Raw genomic sequence first — 19,828 nt, 5'->3', positions numbered from 1 at the left:
GATGTTTATTACTTAAAGCCTATGTCACGCTATCCTCTAGCGAAAATGGATTTCGCTACTGAGCTATTCTCTGCACAACAAAGAACGAAGCGACAGAGAAGATGTAAAAATTAAACCAAAGGAGATCTTTTTCAGTCGTTGTCCCATGATGCCTTTAGCGTTTCATTTAGCCTGATGGTTTCCCTAAAGGGTTTGCATTCCTAAATTGATAGATAGGAGAAGTGTTCATAACACCCTCGTCTGGTGTTTGGCATGGATGTGAAATGGCACAGAATAGTGGCGCAATATCCTCTATCTTTAAGTTTATAAACTGGCGGGGAAACCGTGAGGAGAGGGATATTGAAATGACAGCGAATTGCAGGCCAAAAAAATAGCCTCATAAGAGGCTATTTTGACTGATTCAATAGTAATGTTCGCGAGGAAAATTACAGCAGGAAATCGTCCAGAGACTTACCTTGTTCTTCAATAGCGTGCTTGATAACTGCTGGGGTACGGCCTTGGCCGGTCCAGGTTTTAGTTTCGCCATTTTCATCAACATACTGGTACTTAGCTGGACGCGCAGCGCGCTTAGCTTTACCTGGTGCTTTACCCGCAGCCATGCTCTGCAGCAGTTCGTTAGGGTCGATACCGTCTGCAATCAGCATTTCGCGATATTGCTGCAGTTTGCGGGTACGCTCTTCGATTTCTGCTTGAGCCTGGCTATCTTCTTCACGACGTTCTTTTACGACAACTTCCAACTTCTCCAGCATTTCTTCCAGAGTTTCTAAAGAGCATTCTCTAGCCTGAGCACGAAGAGTACGGATGTTGTTCAGAATTTTTAATGCTTCGCTCATTGTCCTAATCTCAAATTATATTGGTGGGGGGCGTCTCGATTATAATAGAGTGCCAGTTTATTTAACGCAATAGTGAATTTTGTAAGATTAGCAAAATATTTCGTAATATAAGCAAATAATGCCTCTTTAAACACTACAACGAATATAGCTGCTTGTTATTCAGATTACAATAGACCTCATTACCAGCAAAACCGATAGAGGTGACTATTAAAATATATACCTACAAGCCTCATTGCTATGTCCCATCGGTGGATATTTTTTGTTGATTAAATCTACAGGTTTTAAGCAGAGCATACTCATGTAACAGAATTCATCGTTACATATAAGATAGTAAAGAGTGACGATTATCAGAGCTTCGGAGTGCTAAACCCCTTTATAGTTGCAATTCTATCAATTAGCAAAAACAGAGTTTGTGAGGGAATGATTTTGTTTGATTAAGTGATGCCGCACTCATTTTTAGCCAAAATATTGTTTTAACAGATATTGATATAGATACGGGCTTTAAGAATATCTCAGTTAGACAATCAGCATTTTACGTAATTTTCTCCCATCATCGTTGTGCTGGCTGTGATAAAATCGCGCCAGTTACGCAATTCTAAATGGGGGCTTAGGGCAGGTTGTGGCACAACTATATTTTTATTATTCAGCGATGAATGCAGGTAAATCAACGGCGTTACTCCAGTCTTCCTACAACTATCAGGAACGAGGAATGCGGACTTTGGTATTTACTGCGGAAATTGATAATCGCTTTGGGGTAGGGAAGGTCAGTTCACGTATTGGTCTGAGTTCACAGGCTCAGCTATATAATAGCCAAACGGCTCTATTTGACATGATTCGCCAAGAGAATGAATCTCTACCGGTCAACTGTGTATTGGTTGATGAGTGCCAGTTCTTAACTAAAGATCAGGTAAACCAACTTTCCGACGTTGTGGATTCTCTTGATATTCCCGTGTTGTGTTATGGGCTGAGGACAGATTTCCGCGGTGAGCTATTTGGTGGTAGCCAATATCTATTAGCGTGGGCAGACAAACTTGTCGAACTTAAGACCATTTGTCACTGCGGTCGCAAGGCGAATATGGTTCTGCGCTTGGATGAGCATGGTAACGCGCTGAAAGACGGTGAGCAGGTCGTTATCGGTGGCAATGAAAGCTATGTATCGGTATGTCGTAAACACTACAAAGATGCGCTAGCGTGATATTTGACGACGCTACACAAGCCAGATAAGACCATAGATAAAGCGCACCTCAGTTTCTGGGCGTGCGCTTGCTCCGTTAGATACCTTTCTATTAATGTGGCTATCGCCGCTTCTATTTATCTAGCGTTGAGCCTCGTTAGCGAACATTTTACGGGGCATGGCGTTTCCATAAGGCTTTCAAACAGCGAATTTCAATTTTCTTACTTAATACATAAATTTTATTTATATTTTATTCTAATTCATGCGGCGATAGAGTTTTAAAATAGAAGATATGAGTTTTAAGAATTATAAAAATAGATTAAACAGCAATTAACTGAGTACAGGACAAAAAAAACCCGCCATCGGCGGGTTTTTCTATAAGAAGAGTCTAATTATTTTTTAGATTTCTTTTCCGGTTTTGCGGCTGGAGCTTTAACGGTTTCAACTTCAAGCGACTCACTGAATTCGCGGCCGTAGTAAGTATCCATCAGAATCTGCTTCAGTTCGGAGATCAGTGGGTAACGCGGGTTAGCCCCCGTACACTGGTCATCGAACGCATCTTCAGACAGTTTGTCTACTTTAGCCAAGAAGTCTGCTTCCTGAACGCCAGCTTCACGAATAGACGCAGGGATACCCAGCTCTGCTTTGATGCTATCCAACCAGACCAACAGTTTTTCGATCTTAGCTGCAGTACGGTCGCCCGGTGCACTCAGACCCAAGTGGTCTGCGATTTCAGCATAACGACGACGAGCCTGAGGACGATCGTATTGGCTGAATGCAGTCTGTTTGGTTGGGTTGTCATTCGCGTTATAGCGGATCACGTTAGAGATCAGCAGGGCGTTAGCTAAACCGTGAGGGATGTGGAACTCAGAACCCAGTTTATGAGCCATTGAGTGACACACACCCAAGAAGGCGTTGGCAAATGCAATACCCGCAATAGTTGCTGCGTTATGGACACGCTCACGAGCTACTGGGTTTTTAGCGCCTTCTGCATAGCTTGCTGGCAGGTTTTCTTTCAGCAGTTTCAATGCTTGTAGTGCTTGACCATCGGAGTATTCGTTAGCCAGTACAGAAACATAAGCTTCCAGAGCATGAGTCACCGCATCAAGACCACCGAAGGCACACAGTGATTTCGGCATGTTCATGACCAGGTTAGCATCAACGATGGCCATATCTGGCGTCAGTGCATAGTCAGCTAATGGATATTTCTGGCCTGTCGCATCATCAGTTACAACGGCAAACGGAGTGACTTCTGAACCGGTACCTGAAGTGGTTGTGACCGCGATCATTTTCGCTTTCACGCCCATTTTAGGGAATTTGTAAATACGCTTACGAATGTCCATAAAGCGCAGTGCCAGTTCTTCGAAGTGAGTTTCTGGATGCTCGTACATCACCCACATGATTTTTGCAGCGTCCATCGGTGAACCACCGCCCAGCGCAATAATCACGTCAGGTTTGAAGGAGTTCATCAGCTCTGCACCTTTACGAACAATGCTCAGAGTTGGATCAGCTTCAACCTCGAAGAACACTTCAGTTTCGATACCGTGGCCTTTCAAGACCTTCGTGATCTGATCGGCATAGCCATTGTTGAACAGGAAGCGGTCAGTCACGATGAAGGCACGTTTTGCACCGTCAGATGCTACTTCATCCAGCGCGATTGGCAGGGAGCCACGGCGGAAGTAGATAGATTTCGGAAGTTTATGCCACAACATGTTTTCTGCTCGCTTCGCTACGGTTTTTTTGTTCATCAGGTGTTTAGGCCCGACGTTTTCAGAGATGGAGTTACCACCCCAAGAACCACAACCCAGAGTCAACGATGGAGCAAGTTTGAAGTTATACAGGTCACCGATACCACCCTGAGAAGCCGGGGTGTTAATCAGGATACGTGCGGTCTTCATTTTTTCGCCGAAGTAATTCACACGTTCAGGTTGGTTATCCTGATCGGTATACAGGCAAGAGGTGTGGCCAATGCCGCCCATCTCAACCAGTTTTTCAGCTTTTGCGACGGCTTCTTCGAAGTTTTTGGCACGATACATGGCCAGCGTTGGCGACAGTTTTTCATGAGCGAATGGCTCTGATTCGTCAACCACTTTGACTTCACCAATCAGGATCTTGGTGGTTGCAGGAACAGTGATACCCGCCATCTTCGCGATTTCAGTCGCAGGCTGACCAACGATAGCCGCGTTCAGTCCGCCATTTTTCAGGATGATATCCTGAACGGCTTTCAGTTCTTTACCTTGCAGCATATAGCCGCCGTGAGTTGCAAAACGCTCACGTACTGCATCATAAACAGAGTCCACTACGATAACAGACTGTTCAGAAGCACAGATTACGCCGTTATCGAAGGTTTTAGACATCAGGATAGAGGCTACAACACGTTTGATATCGGCGGTTTCGTCGACAACAACCGGAGTGTTACCCGCACCTACGCCGATAGCCGGTTTACCAGAGCTGTAAGCTGCTTTAACCATACCTGGGCCACCAGTGGCCAGAATCAGGTTGATATCTGGGTGGTGCATCAGTTGGTTAGACAGCTCAACGCTAGGCTGATCGATCCAGCCGATGATGTCTTTAGGTGCGCCCGCCGCGATAGCCGCTTGCAACACGATATCTGCAGCTTTATTCGTTGCATTTTTTGCACGAGGATGCGGAGAGAAGATGATACCGTTACGCGTTTTCAGGCTGATAAGAGCCTTAAAGATTGCAGTAGAGGTAGGGTTTGTGGTTGGAACAATACCACAGATGATTCCGATAGGTTCAGCGATGGTGATGGTACCAAAGGTATCGTCCTGAGACAGAATACCGCAGGTCTTTTCATCTTTATACGCGTTGTAGATATATTCAGAAGCGAAGTGGTTTTTAATCACTTTATCTTCCACGATACCCATGCCAGATTCCTCAACGGCTAATTTAGCCAATGGGATACGGGCATCAGCGGCTGCCAGAGCGGCGGCACGGAAGATTTTATCGACTTGCTCTTGAGTGTAATTGGCAAACTCACGCTGGGCTTTTTTTACACGCGCTACTAACGCATCCAGTTCAGCGATATTGGTTACAGCCATAATGCTCTCCTGATAATGTTAAACTTTTTTAGTCAATGAGCCGCACAAGCAACAAGTATAGACAGATAAATGCGCTCTCTTTCAGAAACTATATGCACTAAAAAGTTCCTGTTGGCTGATTTGCTAAAACAGCTTAGCTATAAAAAGTTCCTGTTGGCTGATTTGCTAAAACAGCTTAGCTAGCAGTGGAGAAGTAAAGCCTGTGTTAAACTTGAACAGTTTGGCTTTCTGCTAATCAGTGGGCTGAATGATGATAGCAGCCCTTTACTGTGATACTGAGCTTAACCATTCTTGGGTAGTTGTTTTGTGATATAAGTCACAAAAATACCAAGCTGACACCTTTCAGCAATGTGAGATTGAGACGATTTCTCATTAGTAACCAAGTACACTGAATTTTGCAGCGAAGTATCGATAAAATAAAACATTTTTGCAACATTTGAGCGTTTTTCTGCCATCTACAAAGCCGCTGCAAGAAATTAGTCTTAGAGCATAGATCAAGGCCTGTATTTCCATTACATTAGCGCCGCAAGAACGTATCCTTTTTCTTGTTATTTACTGGCATTGTTCCACGTAATGATGTCTTGAATGACAGAAGCGTTATTTAACATGGTTTTTGGAGAGTATGGTGAGCCAGTCTTTGCTGGATTTATCTGGTTATATTAAGTTTTTTGTCGGGCTCTTTGCGCTGGTAAACCCGGTGGGTATTTTGCCCGTGTTTATCAGCATGACGAGCTATCAGGCTGTTGCTGCACGTAATAAAACCAATCTGACAGCCAACATGTCAGTTGCCATCATTCTTATCTCCTCTCTATTACTGGGCGACTCGATACTGATGTTCTTTGGTATCTCGATCGATTCTTTCCGAATTGCTGGCGGGATCTTGGTCGTAACCATCGCAATGTCCATGATTAGCGGCAAGCTGGGTGAGGATAAGCAGAACAAGCAAGAAAAATCAGAAACTGCGATCCGAGAAAACGTTGGCGTTGTCCCTCTGGCGCTTCCACTAATGGCGGGGCCAGGGGCGATTAGTTCGACGATTGTTTGGAGCTCTCGCTATCACGGATGGCAGAACTTGCTTGGCTTTTCTGCCGCAATCATCGTTTTTGCCTTTTGCTGTTGGTTGTTATTTCGAGCAGCACCCTTACTCGTCCGCCTTTTAGGCCAAACTGGAATTAACGTTATCACGCGAATTATGGGCCTGCTATTAATGGCGTTAGGGATTGAGTTTATCGTCACCGGCCTGCGTTCTATTTTCCCCGGCTTGCTATAAGCGCATCACCATCGACGTTTTATAAAACCGCTGCTGGCTACGCCAATGGCGGTTTTTTTATCTAAGAAAACTCATAGATAAAAATATTACCAATCACTTTTTCAAATCATAAATCTGCTGAATTTCAATAGTTTCGCCTCATTCTTACGATCACTCAATGAGTCAATATGCACATTTTTTGTGCAAAAAATCACATCATAACATTCTGTCATATCTACCAAAGAGTGCGTGTATAAAACGCTCATAGGATCATGTGTGGTTGAATATTCTTACATTTATTCATTAAACGATGTATTACTTCATAAGTAACACCAAGCCTGAATGATTCGGTTTATCTCTGCGCATGATAAAAAGATATTATGTTATATCAGCGAGTTAACATTGATCTTTTGATCCCTCCGGTGCAGTCTGTTGAGAGGCCAAAAATAAAATTTAGAGAATTGCGTAACATTTTAATAAAAATAATTCGCAGTGATTTTAACCATCTGTTAGCTTTTGGGCTTAATCACTGTGCTTTAGGCCGATGATAAAACATTCTGCTGCCATCTTTATTGCGATGAGAATGGCGTGAGTTGCAGATTAATTCATGATCATCCAGAGAACGTGCTGACCTTGCGTTCTCGGTATAAAAGAAAGAGGTCTTTTTACTACCACATTCCGTATCAACAAATTCGTTCCTTGCTGATATGGAGATAAATCTCAACCCAGGTTTTTTGAACGGCAATAACGCGGTGACTGAATCTGCGATGTCGTTCTCAACACCAAGGGGAATAACAACAGTTGGCGTGCTCTGATGAGCATTCTATAAATGGGGAGTGGGTATACAATGAGCAAACACATCAAAAAGAAGTTATTAACCGTAAGCGTTATGGCTGCACTCGGTATGTTCACTGCGGCACAGGTTCAAGCTGCCGACGTACCGGCTGGCGTGAAACTCGCGGCCAAGCAAGAGTTAGTCAAAAACAATGGCTCGGAAGTTCAATCTCTCGATCCGCATAAAATTGAAGGTGTACCAGAGAACAACGTTACTAATGACTTAATGGAAGGCCTGACTCAGCACGATACTCAGGGTAAAACGATTCCAGGCACAGCGGCAAGTTGGGACAACAAAGATTTCAAAGTTTGGACCTTCCACATTCGCCCAGATGCTAAATGGTCTAATGGTAAGCCAGTGACTGCTGAAGACTTTGTGTATAGCTGGCAGCGTATTGTCGATCCTAAAACGGCGTCACCTTACGCGAGCTATTTGCAATATGCACACGTTGAGAACGTAGACGATATCATCGCGGGAAAAAAAGACAAATCGACGCTGGGCGTTAAGGCTCTGGACGATAAGACTTTCCAAGTAACGTTAACTGAACCGGTGCCGTATTTGGCTGAGATGACTTCCCACTATGCGATGAAGCCGGTGAATAAAGAGGCCGTTGAGAAATTTGGCGACAAATGGACGCTGCCTGAAAATTACGTTAGCAACGGCGCTTATAAATTAAAAGATTGGGTGGTCAACGAACGTATTGTTTTGGAACGTAACCCCGAATATTGGGATAACGCGAAAACGGTGATTAATAAAGTTACCTTCCTGCCGATTGCGTCTGAAGTGACCGACGTTAACCGCTACCGTACCGGCGAAATCGACCTCACCTATAACAACATGCCGATTGAGCTGTTCCAGAAGTTGAAAAAAGAGATCCCGAACGAAGTTAAAGCCGATCCGTATTTGTGTACCTATTACTACGAGATTAATAACCAGAAACCACCGTTTAATGATGAGCGCGTGCGTGAAGCGCTAAAATTAGGTTTGGATCGCGACATTATCGTTAATAAAGTCAAAAATCAGGGCGACCTGCCCGCCTATGGCTTTACACCGCCGTATACCGACGGGGCTAAGTTGACGCCGCCTGAATGGTTCGGCTGGTCACAGGAAAAACGTAATGAAGAAGCTAAAAAACTATTGGCTGAAGCCGGTTATGGCCCAGATAAACCATTAACGTTTAATCTGCTATACAACACTTCCGATCTGCATAAAAAGTTGGCTATTGCCGCAGCATCGATTTGGAAAAAGAATTTGGGCGTTAACGTTAAGTTAGAAAACCAAGAGTGGAAGACCTTCCTCGATACCCGTCATCAGGGCACCTACGATGTTTCTCGTGCTGCTTGGTGTGCTGACTACAACGAGCCTAGCTCCTTCTTAAACATGATGCTGTCTGACAGTAGCAGTAACACGCCGCATTATAAGAGCGCGGCTTTCGACAAAATTATGGCTGGGGCACTGCAAACCAACAGCAAAGAAGCTCGCGCGGGCGTCTATCAGCAAGCCGAACAGCAGCTAGATAAAGACTCCGTTATTGTCCCTGTGTTCTATTACGTGAATGCGCGTCTGGTGAAACCTTACGTGGGTGGTTATACCGGCAAAGACCCGCAAGATAACGTTTACGACAAAAACCTGTACATTATTGAGCACTAAAATACTCGCTGTATCAACGTCGTAGTCATACTTCTGCGGCGTTGATAATAGGTATTACCCAAAATAATTCGCGTTGTGGGTAGGCGGCAAGAGAGCTTATTTCCATACTAAGGCAAGTGGCTGGGATAAGTGCGAGCAGCTAACACCCACTTCGTGAAGTATGACGGGAATAGATGCCGTCGTGGCGGGGGAAACTTCGCCACTGTTCAAAAATATAATCAGCCTCAAGGCTGAAGCGCAGGGCTAGGGCAATGTTAAAATTTATCTTTCGTCGTTTGCTTGAAGCAATACCGACACTTTTCATCCTGATCACCATCTCCTTCTTTATGATGCGTTTGGCACCAGGGAGTCCGTTTACCGGCGAGCGTGCACTGCCACCCGAAGTTTTGGCAAATATCGAAGCTAAATATCATTTAAATGACCCTATCTGGAAACAGTACGGCCATTATCTGGTGCAATTAGGCCACGGTGACTTTGGACCTTCCTTTAAATATAAAGATTATTCGGTAAACGATTTAGTCAGTGCTTCGTTTCCCGTGTCTGCCAAATTAGGTTTTGCCGCATTTATCTTGGCGGTGGTTTTAGGCGTAACGGCTGGGGTATTGGCTGCGCTTAAGCAAAATAGCAAATGGGACTACGCGGTGATGGGGGTCGCCATGACCGGTGTGGTGATACCGAGTTTTGTCGTTGCGCCGTTACTGGTATTAATTTTTGCTATTCAGTTAAAGTGGTTACCGGGCGGTGGCTGGAATGGTGGGGCGCTTAAATTCATGATTCTGCCGATGGTGGCACTCTCACTGGCTTATATTGCCAGCATTGCGCGTATTACGCGGGGATCAATGATCGAAGTCCTGCACTCCAACTTTATTCGTACCGCGCGCGCTAAAGGCTTGCCAATGCGCCGCATCATTTTACGTCATGCGCTAAAACCGGCTCTGCTGCCGGTGCTCTCTTATTTAGGCCCAGCCTTCGTCGGTATTATTACCGGCTCAATGGTGATTGAAACTATTTATGGCTTACCGGGAATTGGTCAACTGTTTGTTAACGGTGCGTTGAACCGCGACTATTCCTTGGTATTAAGCCTCACTATTTTGGTTGGCGCGCTGACCATTCTGTTTAACGCGATTGTCGATGTGCTTTATGCCGTCATCGATCCGAAAATTCGCTACTGATTCGGGAGATCGCATATGTTACTGAATAAAAAAAATGCGCAGGTAGTCGAAAACTTCGGCGAACAGCTCGAAGTGGAAGGCCGTAGCCTATGGCAAGATGCGCGCCGTCGTTTTGTGCATAACCGTGCGGCGCTGGCTAGTCTGTTCGTCCTTGGTTTGATCGCGCTGTTCGTGGTTTTTGCACCGATGCTGTCGCAGTTTGCCTATGACGATACCGACTGGGGAATGATGTCAGCAGCGCCGGATATGGTGTCTGGGCACTACTTTGGTACAGATTCCTCAGGACGAGACTTGTTGGTGCGCGTGGCCATTGGTGGCCGCATCTCTCTGATGGTCGGTATCGCTGCGGCATTGGTTGCCGTTGTCGTAGGGACTTTATACGGTGCCATGGCAGGGTATATCGGGGGTAAAACCGATTCTGTGATGATGCGTCTGCTGGAAATTCTCAACTCCTTTCCATTTATGTTCTTCGTGATCCTGTTGGTGACCTTCTTTGGACAAAATATCCTGCTGATCTTTGTCGCGATCGGTATGGTGTCATGGCTGGATATGGCACGTATCGTACGTGGCCAAACGCTAAGCCTGAAACGCAAAGAGTTTATTGAAGCGGCGCTGGTGGGCGGTGTTTCTACGCGAAAAATAGTGACTCGTCATATCGTTCCCAACGTGCTGGGCGTGGTAGTCGTTTACGCATCGCTGTTAGTGCCAAGCATGATCCTGTTTGAATCCTTCCTAAGTTTCTTAGGATTGGGCACGCAGGAGCCGCTAAGCAGCTGGGGAGCGCTGTTAAGCGACGGTGCGAATTCGATGGAAGTGTCGCCATGGCTGCTGATGTATCCGGCTGCGTTTTTGGTCGTGACGCTGTTCTGTTTCAACTTTATCGGCGACGGTCTGCGTGATGCCCTCGACCCGAAAGACCGTTAAGGAGTTCTACGATGATGACAACAGATAAAAGCGCTGAGCGACTGCTCGCGGTAAAAGATCTTCGTGTGACGTTCTCGACGAATGACGGCGATGTGACGGCGGTAAACGACTTAAACTTCTCGCTGCGCGCGGGTGAAACCCTCGGCATCGTTGGAGAGTCTGGCTCTGGCAAATCCCAAACTGCGTTTGCGCTTATGGGGTTGTTGGCACAAAACGGCCGCATCGGTGGTTCTGCATTGTTCAACGGGCGCGAGATCCTCAACTTACCGGAGAAACAGCTCAATAAGCTGCGCGCCGAAGAAATAGCGATGATCTTTCAAGATCCGATGACGTCACTCAACCCTTATATGCGGGTAGGGGAGCAACTGATGGAAGTGCTGATGCTACACAAAGGCATGAGCAAAGCGCAGGCGTTTGAAGAGTCGGTTCGGATGTTGGACGCGGTTAAAATGCCAGAAGCGCGTAAGCGTATGCGTATGTTTCCGCATGAGTTTTCAGGTGGTATGCGCCAGCGCGTAATGATAGCGATGGCGTTACTGTGCAGGCCTAAGCTGCTGATTGCCGATGAACCAACGACGGCGCTGGATGTGACGGTTCAGGCGCAAATCATGACGTTGCTTAATGAGCTGAAAAGCGAATTTAACACAGCGATTATTATGATTACTCACGATCTCGGTGTTGTCGCCGGTATTTGTGACAAAGTGCTGGTGATGTATGCGGGGCGAACCATGGAATATGGTCAAGCGCGTGACGTATTCTATGCGCCAAGCCATCCTTATTCGATTGGCTTACTCAATGCGGTTCCTCGTTTGGATGGTGAAAACGAATCTTTGTTAACGATCCCAGGCAATCCGCCTAATCTGCTGCGTTTGCCGAAAGGCTGTCCATTCCAACCGCGCTGCCCACATGCGACTGAGCAGTGCATGCAGATGCCGCCGTTGGAAAGTTTTGGTGAAGGACGCCTGCGAGCCTGCTTTAGAACGGTGGAGGAATTGGCATGAGTCAGAGCAGCGAAAATAAAAAAGTATTGCTCGAAGTGACCGATCTGAAAGTGCACTTTGACGTTAAAGATAATAAGGCATGGTTCTGGCAGCCCGCAAAAACCCTGAAAGCCGTCGATGGTGTCACCTTACGTTTGTACGAAGGGGAAACTTTGGGCGTGGTAGGTGAGTCTGGCTGTGGTAAATCGACCTTTGCGCGCGCGCTCATTGGTTTGGTCAAAGCCACTGATGGACGCGTTGCATGGCTGGGCAAAGATTTGCTAGGGATGGATGCTAAGCACTGGCACGAAGTGCGTAATGATATCCAGATGATTTTCCAAGATCCGTTGGCGTCGTTAAATCCGCGAATGACCATTGGTGAAATTATCGCCGAGCCACTGAAAACCTATCATCCGAAAATGTCGCGTCAGGAAGTGAAAGATCGCGTCAGAAATATGATGATGAAAGTCGGGCTATTACCTAACTTAATTAACCGATACCCACATGAGTTTTCCGGCGGCCAATGCCAACGTATCGGGATTGCGCGCGCGTTAATCCTTGAACCTAAGCTTATCATCTGTGACGAACCCGTTTCTGCACTTGATGTGTCTATTCAGGCACAGGTCGTCAATTTATTGCAGCAATTGCAACGTGAAATGGGGCTTTCCCTGATCTTCATTGCTCATGATTTAGCCGTGGTGAAACATATCTCAGACCGCGTTTTGGTGATGTATTTAGGGCATGCCGTTGAGTTGGGAACGTATGATGAGGTGTACCACAATCCTCAGCATCCTTATACGAAAGCGCTGATGTCGGCAGTACCTGTTCCCGATCCTGATCTGGAGCGCAACAAAAAAATCCAGCTGCTGGAAGGGGAATTACCTTCTCCCATTAATCCGCCGTCAGGCTGTATTTTCCGCACTCGTTGCCCGATTGCGGGGCCCGAATGTGCGTTGACGCGTCCGTTGATGGAAGGTAGCTTCCGGCATGCGGTATCATGTTTGAAAGTTGATCCGCTCTAAAAGCGCTTCAAGAGCTCAAACCAGAGGGCGTAGTTCATTCAGAGCTACGCCTTCGTCTTTTAAACGTTGGCGTTAACTGTACTATTATCGGCTGATTTTCCCGCACTTGATGATTTGTCTCCTACTCAGGCTTGAAAGCCGAGCGCGCTCTACTCATACTGCAAGCACTAGATTTTTATCTCTATTGATTCTTTAAGGATATTCGTCATGGCAGAAGAAACTATTTTCAGCAAAATTATTCGTCGTGAGATCCCTTCTGATATCGTGTATCAGGACGATTTAGTCACTGCATTCCGAGATATCTCTCCGCAGGCACCAAGCCATATCCTCATTATCCCCAATCAGTTGATCCCTACGGTTAACGACGTTAAGCCAGAGCACGAAGCTGCGCTGGGGCGCATGATTACCGTGGCGGCGAAAATTGCACAACAGGAAGGGATTTCTGAAGATGGTTACCGCCTGATCATCAACTGTAATCGTCATGCGGGTCAAGAGGTTTACCACATCCATATGCATCTGTTGGGTGGTCGTGCATTAGGACCGTTGCTTGCACGCTAACCTTTAGCGTTCCTGTTTTGCTATAACACAATGTCTTTAACCGGAGTTCATCGTTATGCGCGTTTCATTCACTGGTTTTGCCCTGGCGGCGTTCTTACCGTTGGCACTTTTGGCTGGCTGTAGCGCGCCGAGTCATATTGCAGTGAGCGATGGACAGCGGGTCGTGATGGATCCCTCTGTGCTGACTGCAGGCATCACGGCGGACAATCCAACGGTTTCTTCGGGAGATCTCTACCCGGTTGCGTATGCCAATGTGAACTATGGGCAGGAACAAAAGCCGATTACGCTTAACTACCGTTTCTATTGGTATGATGTGAAGGGACTGGATATTTTCCCCCACGAGCCGCCGCGCACCATCACGTTAAAACCAGGGCAGAATGTACGTCTGGAATCGACCAGTGCCAATACCCGTGCAAAACAGGTTCGTCTCTATCTCTATTTATAAATTTAGCCAATACCTCATGGGAGAGGGATGATGAAAAAGCTTTTATCTGTGACGTTTGCGGCGTTGCTGCTGGCGGGCTGTCAAATCACGACGAAGCAGGGCAGTGAAACAACGACCGAGCCGGCGCAACCGACACAAACCCAGCCTCCGGTCACCGCGCCCACTACGCCGGTAGAACAGCCACCGGTCACCACCGTACCAACCCCGCCGAAGGTGCAGAGTTTTAACTGGAGCGGGAGCTTAACGCCGCTGATTAATCAGATGCTGAGCTCACCAGATGTGGCTGCGGGTAGCGTATTGTTAGTCGATAACGTACAAAACCAAACTAACGGTAGTATTCAGGTATCCAATGCGACCGCGGAGTTGAAAAAGGCGCTGCAGCAGGGCAATAAATTCACGTTGGTTCCGGCTAACCAAGTGACTAGCGCTAAACAGTCGTTAGGGTTATCCGCAGAAGATAGTTTAGGTTCACGCCGTAAGGCGATTGGTCTGGCGCGTATCGTTAATGCACAGTATGTGCTGTATAGCGCGATAGACGGCGATGTACAATCACCCAAGATAGCGATGCAGCTGATGTTGGTCCAAACCGGTGAAATCATCTGGTCGGGTAATGGGGCCGTGACTCGTTGATCCTATGTCGAACGTGTTTGAATCATCATTGACTTCCGTGCGGGCCGTTCTGGCCCGCCGTTTTTCGTTGGTTGACCCACTAGAGTGGCAAATATCTCAAGTCGAAGGGCTGACCGGTATTAACTGGAAAGTTTCAACGCCCGAGGGCCATGCCTATCTACTGCGTCCACAAACGCAACAAAAAACACAGCTAGGTATCAATCGCAAACGTGAATCCCATGCGCTGAGGTTAGCCGCTGATGCCGCTATTGCGCCACAGTGCTTAGGCATTGACGCCGGCTGGCTGATTACCGAATGGATTCACGGCCAAGCACTCACTGATACCAATTACTTTTCTCATCTGCCAGCGTTAGCAGAAAAAATAGTGGCGTTACATCGCCTTAAACCAACGGGCCAAGCACGCGATTTTCACCGTCATTGCCAGCGTTATTATCAGTTAAGTTCGCCGCACTGGTTCACTCCGCAAACGCTAAGCATTCATCAATATTGGCAGTCACGTGCGTTACCTACGCCGCTTAAATTCGCACTACTGCATATGGATATCCATCCGGGAAATATTATTCAAACATCCAGTGGGCTGCGCCTTATCGATTGGGAATATGCCGCGGTAGGTGATATCGCTTTGGATCTGGCGGCGATGTATCGTAGTTTCGGCTGGACGGAACCGCAGCAGCGCTATTTTACCGATTTGTATGTGCGGGCTGGTGGGTACGCAGACATAGAAAAATTGCAACAACATGTTCAATGCTGGTTGCCCCGCGTCGATTATATGGCGTGGTTATGGTATGAAGTGCGCTGGCAGCAATCAAAACAGAATTCATTTCGTGAGGCCGCCAATCTGTTGCTATCCCAGTTGCTCGCTCAGAGAGAAGCAGGACGCTAGCCAGTAAAGCCGCACGTGACAAAATAGCGAAGGCGTTAATGCGCGCCGCAAAGTTAAATTGATAAGGAGATTCCTTGTGGGTCCAGTAATGTTGGATGTGGCAGCCTATGAGTTGGATGCCGAAGAGCGTGAGATTTTGCAGCATCCGCTGGTCGGGGGATTAATTCTATTCACCCGCAATTTCCATGATGCGCAACAGCTTCGTGAGCTGGTACGCCAAATCCGCGCTGCATCGCGTAATCACTTAGTGATTGCCGTCGATCAGGAGGGCGGCCGCGTTCAGCGTTTCCGTGAGGGGTTCACCCGTTTACCGGCGGCTCAGTCTTTTGCGGCTTTAAATAGCGATGCCGAAGGGCGTAGGTTAGCCCAAGAAGCGGGATGGCTTATGGCTTGCGAAATGATTGCCATGGATATTGATATCAGCTTTGCGCCGGTGCTGGATTTAGGCCACGGCAGCGCGGCGATTGGCGAACGATCGTTCCATGAAAAGCCAGAAATCGCAGTGCGTATGGCGGAAAGTTTTATTGATGGTATGCATGAAGCTGGCATGAAAACCACCGGCAAACATTTCCCCGGTCACGGTGCAGTGACCGCCGATTCGCATAAAGAAACGCCAATTGACCCTCGTCCGCTGGAAGAAATCATTAATCATGATATGGTTATTTTTAACCAACTGAATTCGCGCGGTAAACTGGACGCCGTAATGCCCGCTCATGTGATTTATCCGCAGGCCGATGCGCGCCCGGCAAGTGGTTCTCCATACTGGTTAAAGCAGGTATTACGCCAACAGCTAGGCTTTAATGGCGTGATCTTCTCTGATGATTTGTCGATGGAAGGTGCTGCTGTCATGGGGAGCTACGCAGAGCGTGGTCAGGCTTCGCTAGACGCGGGCTGTGACATGATTTTAGTGTGCAATCACCGCGAGGGGGCCGTCAGCGTGTTGGATAATTTGGCACCGATCACCGCAGAGCGTGTTAGCTCGCTGTATCATAATGGTAAATTAACGCGTGAAGAACTGATGGCTTCACCGCGCTGGAAAGCGGCGCATCAAGAATTAGAGCAGCTTCATCAGCGTTGGGTGGACAGCAAAGCATAAATACCGGCGCTTAAATCACAATAACGCAAGGCGGCTACGACGTTAGCCGCTGTTTGGGAGCAGTGAGAACATGATTATTTATCTTCACGGTTTTGATTCCACCAGTCCAGGTAATCACGAAAAAGTGATGCAGTTACAGTTCATCGATCCCGATGTGCGTTTGATTAGCTACAGTACTCGACACCCGCGCCACGATATGCAGCATTTGCTGAAAGAGGTGGATAAAGTTGTGCAGCAGGCTGGCGATGCTCATGCGCTGATTTGCGGCGTAGGCCTTGGCGGTTTCTGGGCAGAGCGAATTGGTTATTTATGCGGTATTCGTCAGGTGATGTTTAACCCGAATCTGTTCCCGCAAGAAAATATGATGGGTAAGATTGATCGGCCTGAAGAGTATTTAGATATTGCGACCAAGTGCGTGGAGAACTTTCGTGAAAAGAATCGCGAGCGCTGTTTGGCGGTGCTTTCACGTCATGATGAAGTGCTAAATAGCCAGCGCAGCGCAGAGTACCTGCAACCTTTCTATGAAATTGTATGGGACGAGCAGCAGACGCACAAATTTAAAAGCCTGTCGCAGCATCTGCAAAAAATTCGGGCATTTAAAACGGTATCTTAAGGCCGATGAGAATTTAAGCATTTCACTTCCAGCTTCAGCATTCTGCTGAAGCTTTTTTGATCTCATCCTCTAGTCTGGTGAATAGTTTAAGCATGTTGGCCTAAAAGTGAGCTGGATTAATTTGCTATGGTGAATATCATCTCAAGCCAAGAGGGCTACGCTGTAATTCTTTTGGCTATCACGAGATGTCTGTGTCGGCGCTTCACACGCTGGCGGCTTATGATTATGACAGAGCGTTTTAGCCCGCTTGGACGGATACGCGCATCTTGAGAGTCTTGTTGTTAAGTAAGTGATAGATAATTTTACTCATTGCTCTGAGTTGATGCCCAGAGCCAAGACGGAGTTAGTTATGACTGATATCGCTAAATTATTAGGTAAAGAAGCCAATTCCCTGCTCGAACATCGCTGTACGACTATCCCATCAGACCAGCTCTATCTTCCCGGTGCCGATTTTGTTGATCGTGTGATGATCGACAATAACCGTTCGCCGCGAGTGCTCGCGGCCATGCAAAATCTGTATAACACAGGGCGCCTAGCGGGGACTGGCTATCTTTCTATCCTACCTGTCGATCAGGGCGTAGAGCATTCTGCTGGGGCTTCCTTTGCAGCTAACCCGCTCTATTTCGATCCAAAGAATATTGTCGAGTTGGCTATTCAGGCGGGCTGTAACTGCGTGGCGTCAACCTATGGTGTATTAGCCGCGGTTTCGCGTCGCTATGCACATAAAATTCCTTTCTTGGTCAAACTGAACCACAACGAAACGTTAAGCTATCCAACGCAGTATGATCAGACTCTATATGCCAGCGTAGAACAGGCATTCAATCTGGGTGCTCAGGCCGTAGGGGCAACGATTTATTTTGGTTCAGCAGAGTCACGCCGCCAAATTGAAGAGATCTCAGCGGCTTTTGAACGTGCGCATGAGTTGGGCATGGTTACGGTGCTATGGGCTTACCTGAGAAATCCAGCATTTGTTAAAGATGGCGTAGACTACCACTCTAGCGCCGATTTAACTGGGCAGGCAAACCATTTGGCCGCAACGATTGGGGCCGATATTGTGAAGCAAAAAATGGCCGAAAATAACGGTGGCTATAAAGCCGTTAAATTTGGCTATACCGATGAGCGAGTGTATACCAAACTCACCTCCGACCATCCAATCGATCTGGTGCGCTATCAGTTGGCGAATTGCTATATGGGGCGTGCCGGTTTAATTAACTCCGGCGGTGCTGCTGGTGAAAATGACATTCAAGAATCGGTGCGAACCGCGGTGATCAATAAACGTGCCGGTGGCATGGGGTTGATTTTGGGACGCAAAGCGTTCAAAAAATCGATGAAGGATGGCGTCGCGTTAATCAATGCGGTGCAGGACGTGTATTTAGATAAGAAGGTGACTATCGCTTAACTGAAAGCGAGATGGCTGAAAATAGTTGGCTTAGAAAAATAGGCTAAAAAAAGCGGGCTCAGCCAGAACGACTGAGCCCGCTTTATGATGGACAGGGGACTAAAAGTGATGAGGACGCTTTAGCGGCCTGCCTTCAGCTTCTGGAAGTAGTTCTCATAAATTTCGCTGGCGCTACCCACGTCGTTTTGCCACTCACCATGAGCGATGGTTTCAGCATCAGGGTAGAGTGATTTATCGCCAGAGATGGATGCTGGCAGCATTTTCTGAGCCGCTAAGTTCGGTGTTGGATAGCCGATAGTTTTGGCAACCTGTACCGCAATATCAGGGCGAAGCAGGAAGTTAATCAGCTTCAAGGCACCTTCAGGATTCTTCGCGTTAGCGGGAATAGATAGGCTGTCCATCCAGAAAATCCCGCCTTCTTTCGGCCAAACCACCTCTAGCGGCGTACCGGCTTCGCGTGCAACGTATGCCGAGCCATTCCAGACCATCCCCAGATTGACCTCGCCTTCCATGTAAGGATTGGCAGGGTTATCAGAGTTGAAAGCCAATACGTTTGGCATCAGCTTTTTCAGCTCTTCATAAGCCGCTTCGATCTGTTTCGGGTCAGTGGTGTTGCCTGAGTATCCCAGTTTCAGCAGCGCCATTTGAAAAACTTCGCGTGCATCGTCGGTGAGCAGTAGGCTACCTTTATATTCTGGCTTCCATAGGTCAGCCCAACGGGTGACGCTTTTAGGATCGATGGCATCCGAGTTAACGCCAATCGCGGTTGCACCCCAGATGTAGGGAATGGAGTAGTCATTCTCTGGGTCGAAAGGCTTGTGCAGCAGATTCGGGTCCAGATTATGGAAGTTGCTTAGCTTAGTTTTGTCGATCTTTTGCAGCATGCCTTCTTTACTCATTTTGGAAACAAAATAAGTGGAAGGAACCACCAGATCGTATGCGCCACTTTTATACGTCTTCAGTTTGGCATACATGGTTTCATTGGACTCGTAGGTGGAATAAATCACCTTGATGCCGGTTTCCTTGGTGAACTGCTCTAACAGTCCCGGCGGCACATATTCAGTCCAGTTATAGAAATAGACAGTATTATTGTCATTTTCCGTTTTCGGCGCATCGGCAGCGATTGCGGCATTAACTCCCAAAGCCAACAAACCTGCGGCTACCAGAGGTGACCACTTTTTCATTCAGCGTATCCCTATAGTGAAGGTCGAAATAAAGAGAAAATCTCTATGGGTCCTGCATGGAACACTTCGACAAGAACACATGTTTTCGCGGGAGTTGTACCATCAGGGCGGCCATTATA

General features: G+C 47.2%; 17 protein-coding genes. 14 read left to right on the top strand and 3 right to left on the bottom strand.

Annotation, left to right across the window (positions count from 1 at the left end; genetic code table 11):
• Positions 1-425: 425 nt before the first annotated feature.
• Complete coding sequence (gene hns, locus K9N75_RS12900; RefSeq protein WP_004093062.1) at positions 426-833, bottom strand: histone-like nucleoid-structuring protein H-NS; 408 nt, start codon at positions 831-833, stop codon at positions 426-428.
• A 619-nt stretch (positions 834-1,452) separates the two neighbouring features.
• Between hns and K9N75_RS12895 the strand changes: the two genes are divergently transcribed.
• A complete protein-coding gene (locus K9N75_RS12895) occupies positions 1,453-2,028 on the top strand; it encodes a thymidine kinase (protein ID WP_008813725.1) in 576 nt (191 codons plus the stop codon).
• A 371-nt stretch (positions 2,029-2,399) separates the two neighbouring features.
• Here K9N75_RS12895 and adhE read toward each other — a convergent pair whose 3' ends face one another.
• Positions 2,400-5,069, bottom strand: coding sequence for a bifunctional acetaldehyde-CoA/alcohol dehydrogenase (gene adhE / locus K9N75_RS12890; RefSeq protein WP_039186438.1), 2,670 nt, complete (start codon positions 5,067-5,069; stop codon positions 2,400-2,402).
• Between the two features lie 625 nt (positions 5,070-5,694).
• On the opposite strand from adhE, the gene K9N75_RS12885 reads away from it, so the two are divergent.
• The 13 genes from K9N75_RS12885 (at position 5,695) to fbaB (ending at position 18,525) form a co-directional block, all read left to right on the top strand.
• Positions 5,695-6,339: a YchE family NAAT transporter gene (locus K9N75_RS12885; RefSeq protein ID WP_020303715.1), complete on the top strand. Its 645-nt coding sequence runs from the start codon at positions 5,695-5,697 to the stop codon at positions 6,337-6,339.
• An 826-nt stretch (positions 6,340-7,165) separates the two neighbouring features.
• Positions 7,166-8,803: an oligopeptide ABC transporter substrate-binding protein OppA gene (gene oppA / locus K9N75_RS12880; protein WP_008813722.1), complete on the top strand. Its 1,638-nt coding sequence runs from the start codon at positions 7,166-7,168 to the stop codon at positions 8,801-8,803.
• Positions 8,804-9,054: 251 nt separating this feature from the next.
• Positions 9,055-9,975 (top strand): oligopeptide ABC transporter permease OppB, encoded by a 921-nt coding sequence (oppB, locus tag K9N75_RS12875; RefSeq protein WP_004093077.1) that lies wholly within the window; start codon positions 9,055-9,057, stop codon positions 9,973-9,975.
• Positions 9,976-9,990: 15 nt separating this feature from the next.
• Entirely contained in the window at positions 9,991-10,899 is a 909-nt protein-coding gene (gene oppC / locus K9N75_RS12870) for an oligopeptide ABC transporter permease OppC (RefSeq protein WP_008813721.1), read from the top strand.
• A gap of 11 nt (positions 10,900-10,910) precedes the next feature.
• Positions 10,911-11,900, top strand: a complete 990-nt coding sequence (locus K9N75_RS12865) for an ABC transporter ATP-binding protein (RefSeq protein WP_004093081.1) — start codon at positions 10,911-10,913, stop codon at positions 11,898-11,900.
• On the top strand, positions 11,897-12,901 hold the full coding sequence (gene oppF, locus K9N75_RS12860; protein WP_004093083.1) for a murein tripeptide/oligopeptide ABC transporter ATP binding protein OppF: 1,005 nt from the start codon (positions 11,897-11,899) through the stop codon (positions 12,899-12,901). The genes K9N75_RS12865 and oppF overlap by 4 nt, the downstream gene beginning before the upstream one ends.
• Before the next feature lie 207 nt (positions 12,902-13,108).
• Positions 13,109-13,459 (top strand): purine nucleoside phosphoramidase, encoded by a 351-nt coding sequence (gene hinT / locus K9N75_RS12855; RefSeq protein WP_004093085.1) that lies wholly within the window; start codon positions 13,109-13,111, stop codon positions 13,457-13,459.
• Positions 13,460-13,514: 55 nt separating this feature from the next.
• Entirely contained in the window at positions 13,515-13,904 is a 390-nt protein-coding gene (locus K9N75_RS12850) for a YcfL family putative periplasmic lipoprotein (protein WP_039186442.1), read from the top strand.
• Positions 13,905-13,934: 30 nt separating this feature from the next.
• On the top strand, positions 13,935-14,534 hold the full coding sequence (gene lpoB, locus K9N75_RS12845; RefSeq protein ID WP_020303716.1) for a penicillin-binding protein activator LpoB: 600 nt from the start codon (positions 13,935-13,937) through the stop codon (positions 14,532-14,534).
• 4 nt (positions 14,535-14,538) lie between these two features.
• Positions 14,539-15,417: a phosphotransferase gene (locus K9N75_RS12840; RefSeq protein ID WP_114445399.1), complete on the top strand. Its 879-nt coding sequence runs from the start codon at positions 14,539-14,541 to the stop codon at positions 15,415-15,417.
• Positions 15,418-15,493: 76 nt separating this feature from the next.
• Positions 15,494-16,513, top strand: coding sequence for a beta-N-acetylhexosaminidase (gene nagZ, locus K9N75_RS12835; RefSeq protein ID WP_008813717.1), 1,020 nt, complete (start codon positions 15,494-15,496; stop codon positions 16,511-16,513).
• A 70-nt stretch (positions 16,514-16,583) separates the two neighbouring features.
• A complete protein-coding gene (gene ycfP, locus K9N75_RS12830) occupies positions 16,584-17,126 on the top strand; it encodes an alpha/beta hydrolase YcfP (RefSeq protein ID WP_008813716.1) in 543 nt (180 codons plus the stop codon).
• A gap of 349 nt (positions 17,127-17,475) precedes the next feature.
• On the top strand, positions 17,476-18,525 hold the full coding sequence (gene fbaB / locus K9N75_RS12825) for a class I fructose-bisphosphate aldolase (RefSeq protein ID WP_064573648.1): 1,050 nt from the start codon (positions 17,476-17,478) through the stop codon (positions 18,523-18,525).
• A gap of 119 nt (positions 18,526-18,644) precedes the next feature.
• Here the strand turns inward: fbaB and potD are convergent, their stop codons facing one another.
• Positions 18,645-19,709, bottom strand: coding sequence for a spermidine/putrescine ABC transporter substrate-binding protein PotD (gene potD, locus K9N75_RS12820; protein WP_008813714.1), 1,065 nt, complete (start codon positions 19,707-19,709; stop codon positions 18,645-18,647).
• Between the last annotated feature and the right edge of the window lie 119 nt (positions 19,710-19,828).

The sequence above is a fragment of the Hafnia paralvei genome, from assembly GCF_020150375.1.
In the GTDB taxonomy this organism is placed as follows: Bacteria; Pseudomonadota; Gammaproteobacteria; order Enterobacterales; family Enterobacteriaceae; genus Hafnia; species Hafnia paralvei.
This window is presented reverse-complemented; position numbering and strand designations above follow the sequence as displayed.

Coding starts and splice junctions, on each gene's coding strand:
- ycfP (WP_008813716.1), top strand. CDS start 16,584: ATGATTATTTATCTTCACGGTTTTGATTCCACCAGTCCAGGTAATCAC.
- adhE (WP_039186438.1), bottom strand. CDS start 5,069: ATGGCTGTAACCAATATCGCTGAACTGGATGCGTTAGTAGCGCGTGTA.
- hns (WP_004093062.1), bottom strand. CDS start 833: ATGAGCGAAGCATTAAAAATTCTGAACAACATCCGTACTCTTCGTGCT.
- oppC (WP_008813721.1), top strand. CDS start 9,991: ATGTTACTGAATAAAAAAAATGCGCAGGTAGTCGAAAACTTCGGCGAA.
- hinT (WP_004093085.1), top strand. CDS start 13,109: ATGGCAGAAGAAACTATTTTCAGCAAAATTATTCGTCGTGAGATCCCT.
- fbaB (WP_064573648.1), top strand. CDS start 17,476: ATGACTGATATCGCTAAATTATTAGGTAAAGAAGCCAATTCCCTGCTC.
- oppA (WP_008813722.1), top strand. CDS start 7,166: ATGAGCAAACACATCAAAAAGAAGTTATTAACCGTAAGCGTTATGGCT.
- oppB (WP_004093077.1), top strand. CDS start 9,055: ATGTTAAAATTTATCTTTCGTCGTTTGCTTGAAGCAATACCGACACTT.
- potD (WP_008813714.1), bottom strand. CDS start 19,709: ATGAAAAAGTGGTCACCTCTGGTAGCCGCAGGTTTGTTGGCTTTGGGA.
- K9N75_RS12865 (WP_004093081.1), top strand. CDS start 10,911: ATGATGACAACAGATAAAAGCGCTGAGCGACTGCTCGCGGTAAAAGAT.
- K9N75_RS12840 (WP_114445399.1), top strand. CDS start 14,539: ATGTCGAACGTGTTTGAATCATCATTGACTTCCGTGCGGGCCGTTCTG.
- K9N75_RS12850 (WP_039186442.1), top strand. CDS start 13,515: ATGCGCGTTTCATTCACTGGTTTTGCCCTGGCGGCGTTCTTACCGTTG.
- lpoB (WP_020303716.1), top strand. CDS start 13,935: ATGAAAAAGCTTTTATCTGTGACGTTTGCGGCGTTGCTGCTGGCGGGC.
- oppF (WP_004093083.1), top strand. CDS start 11,897: ATGAGTCAGAGCAGCGAAAATAAAAAAGTATTGCTCGAAGTGACCGAT.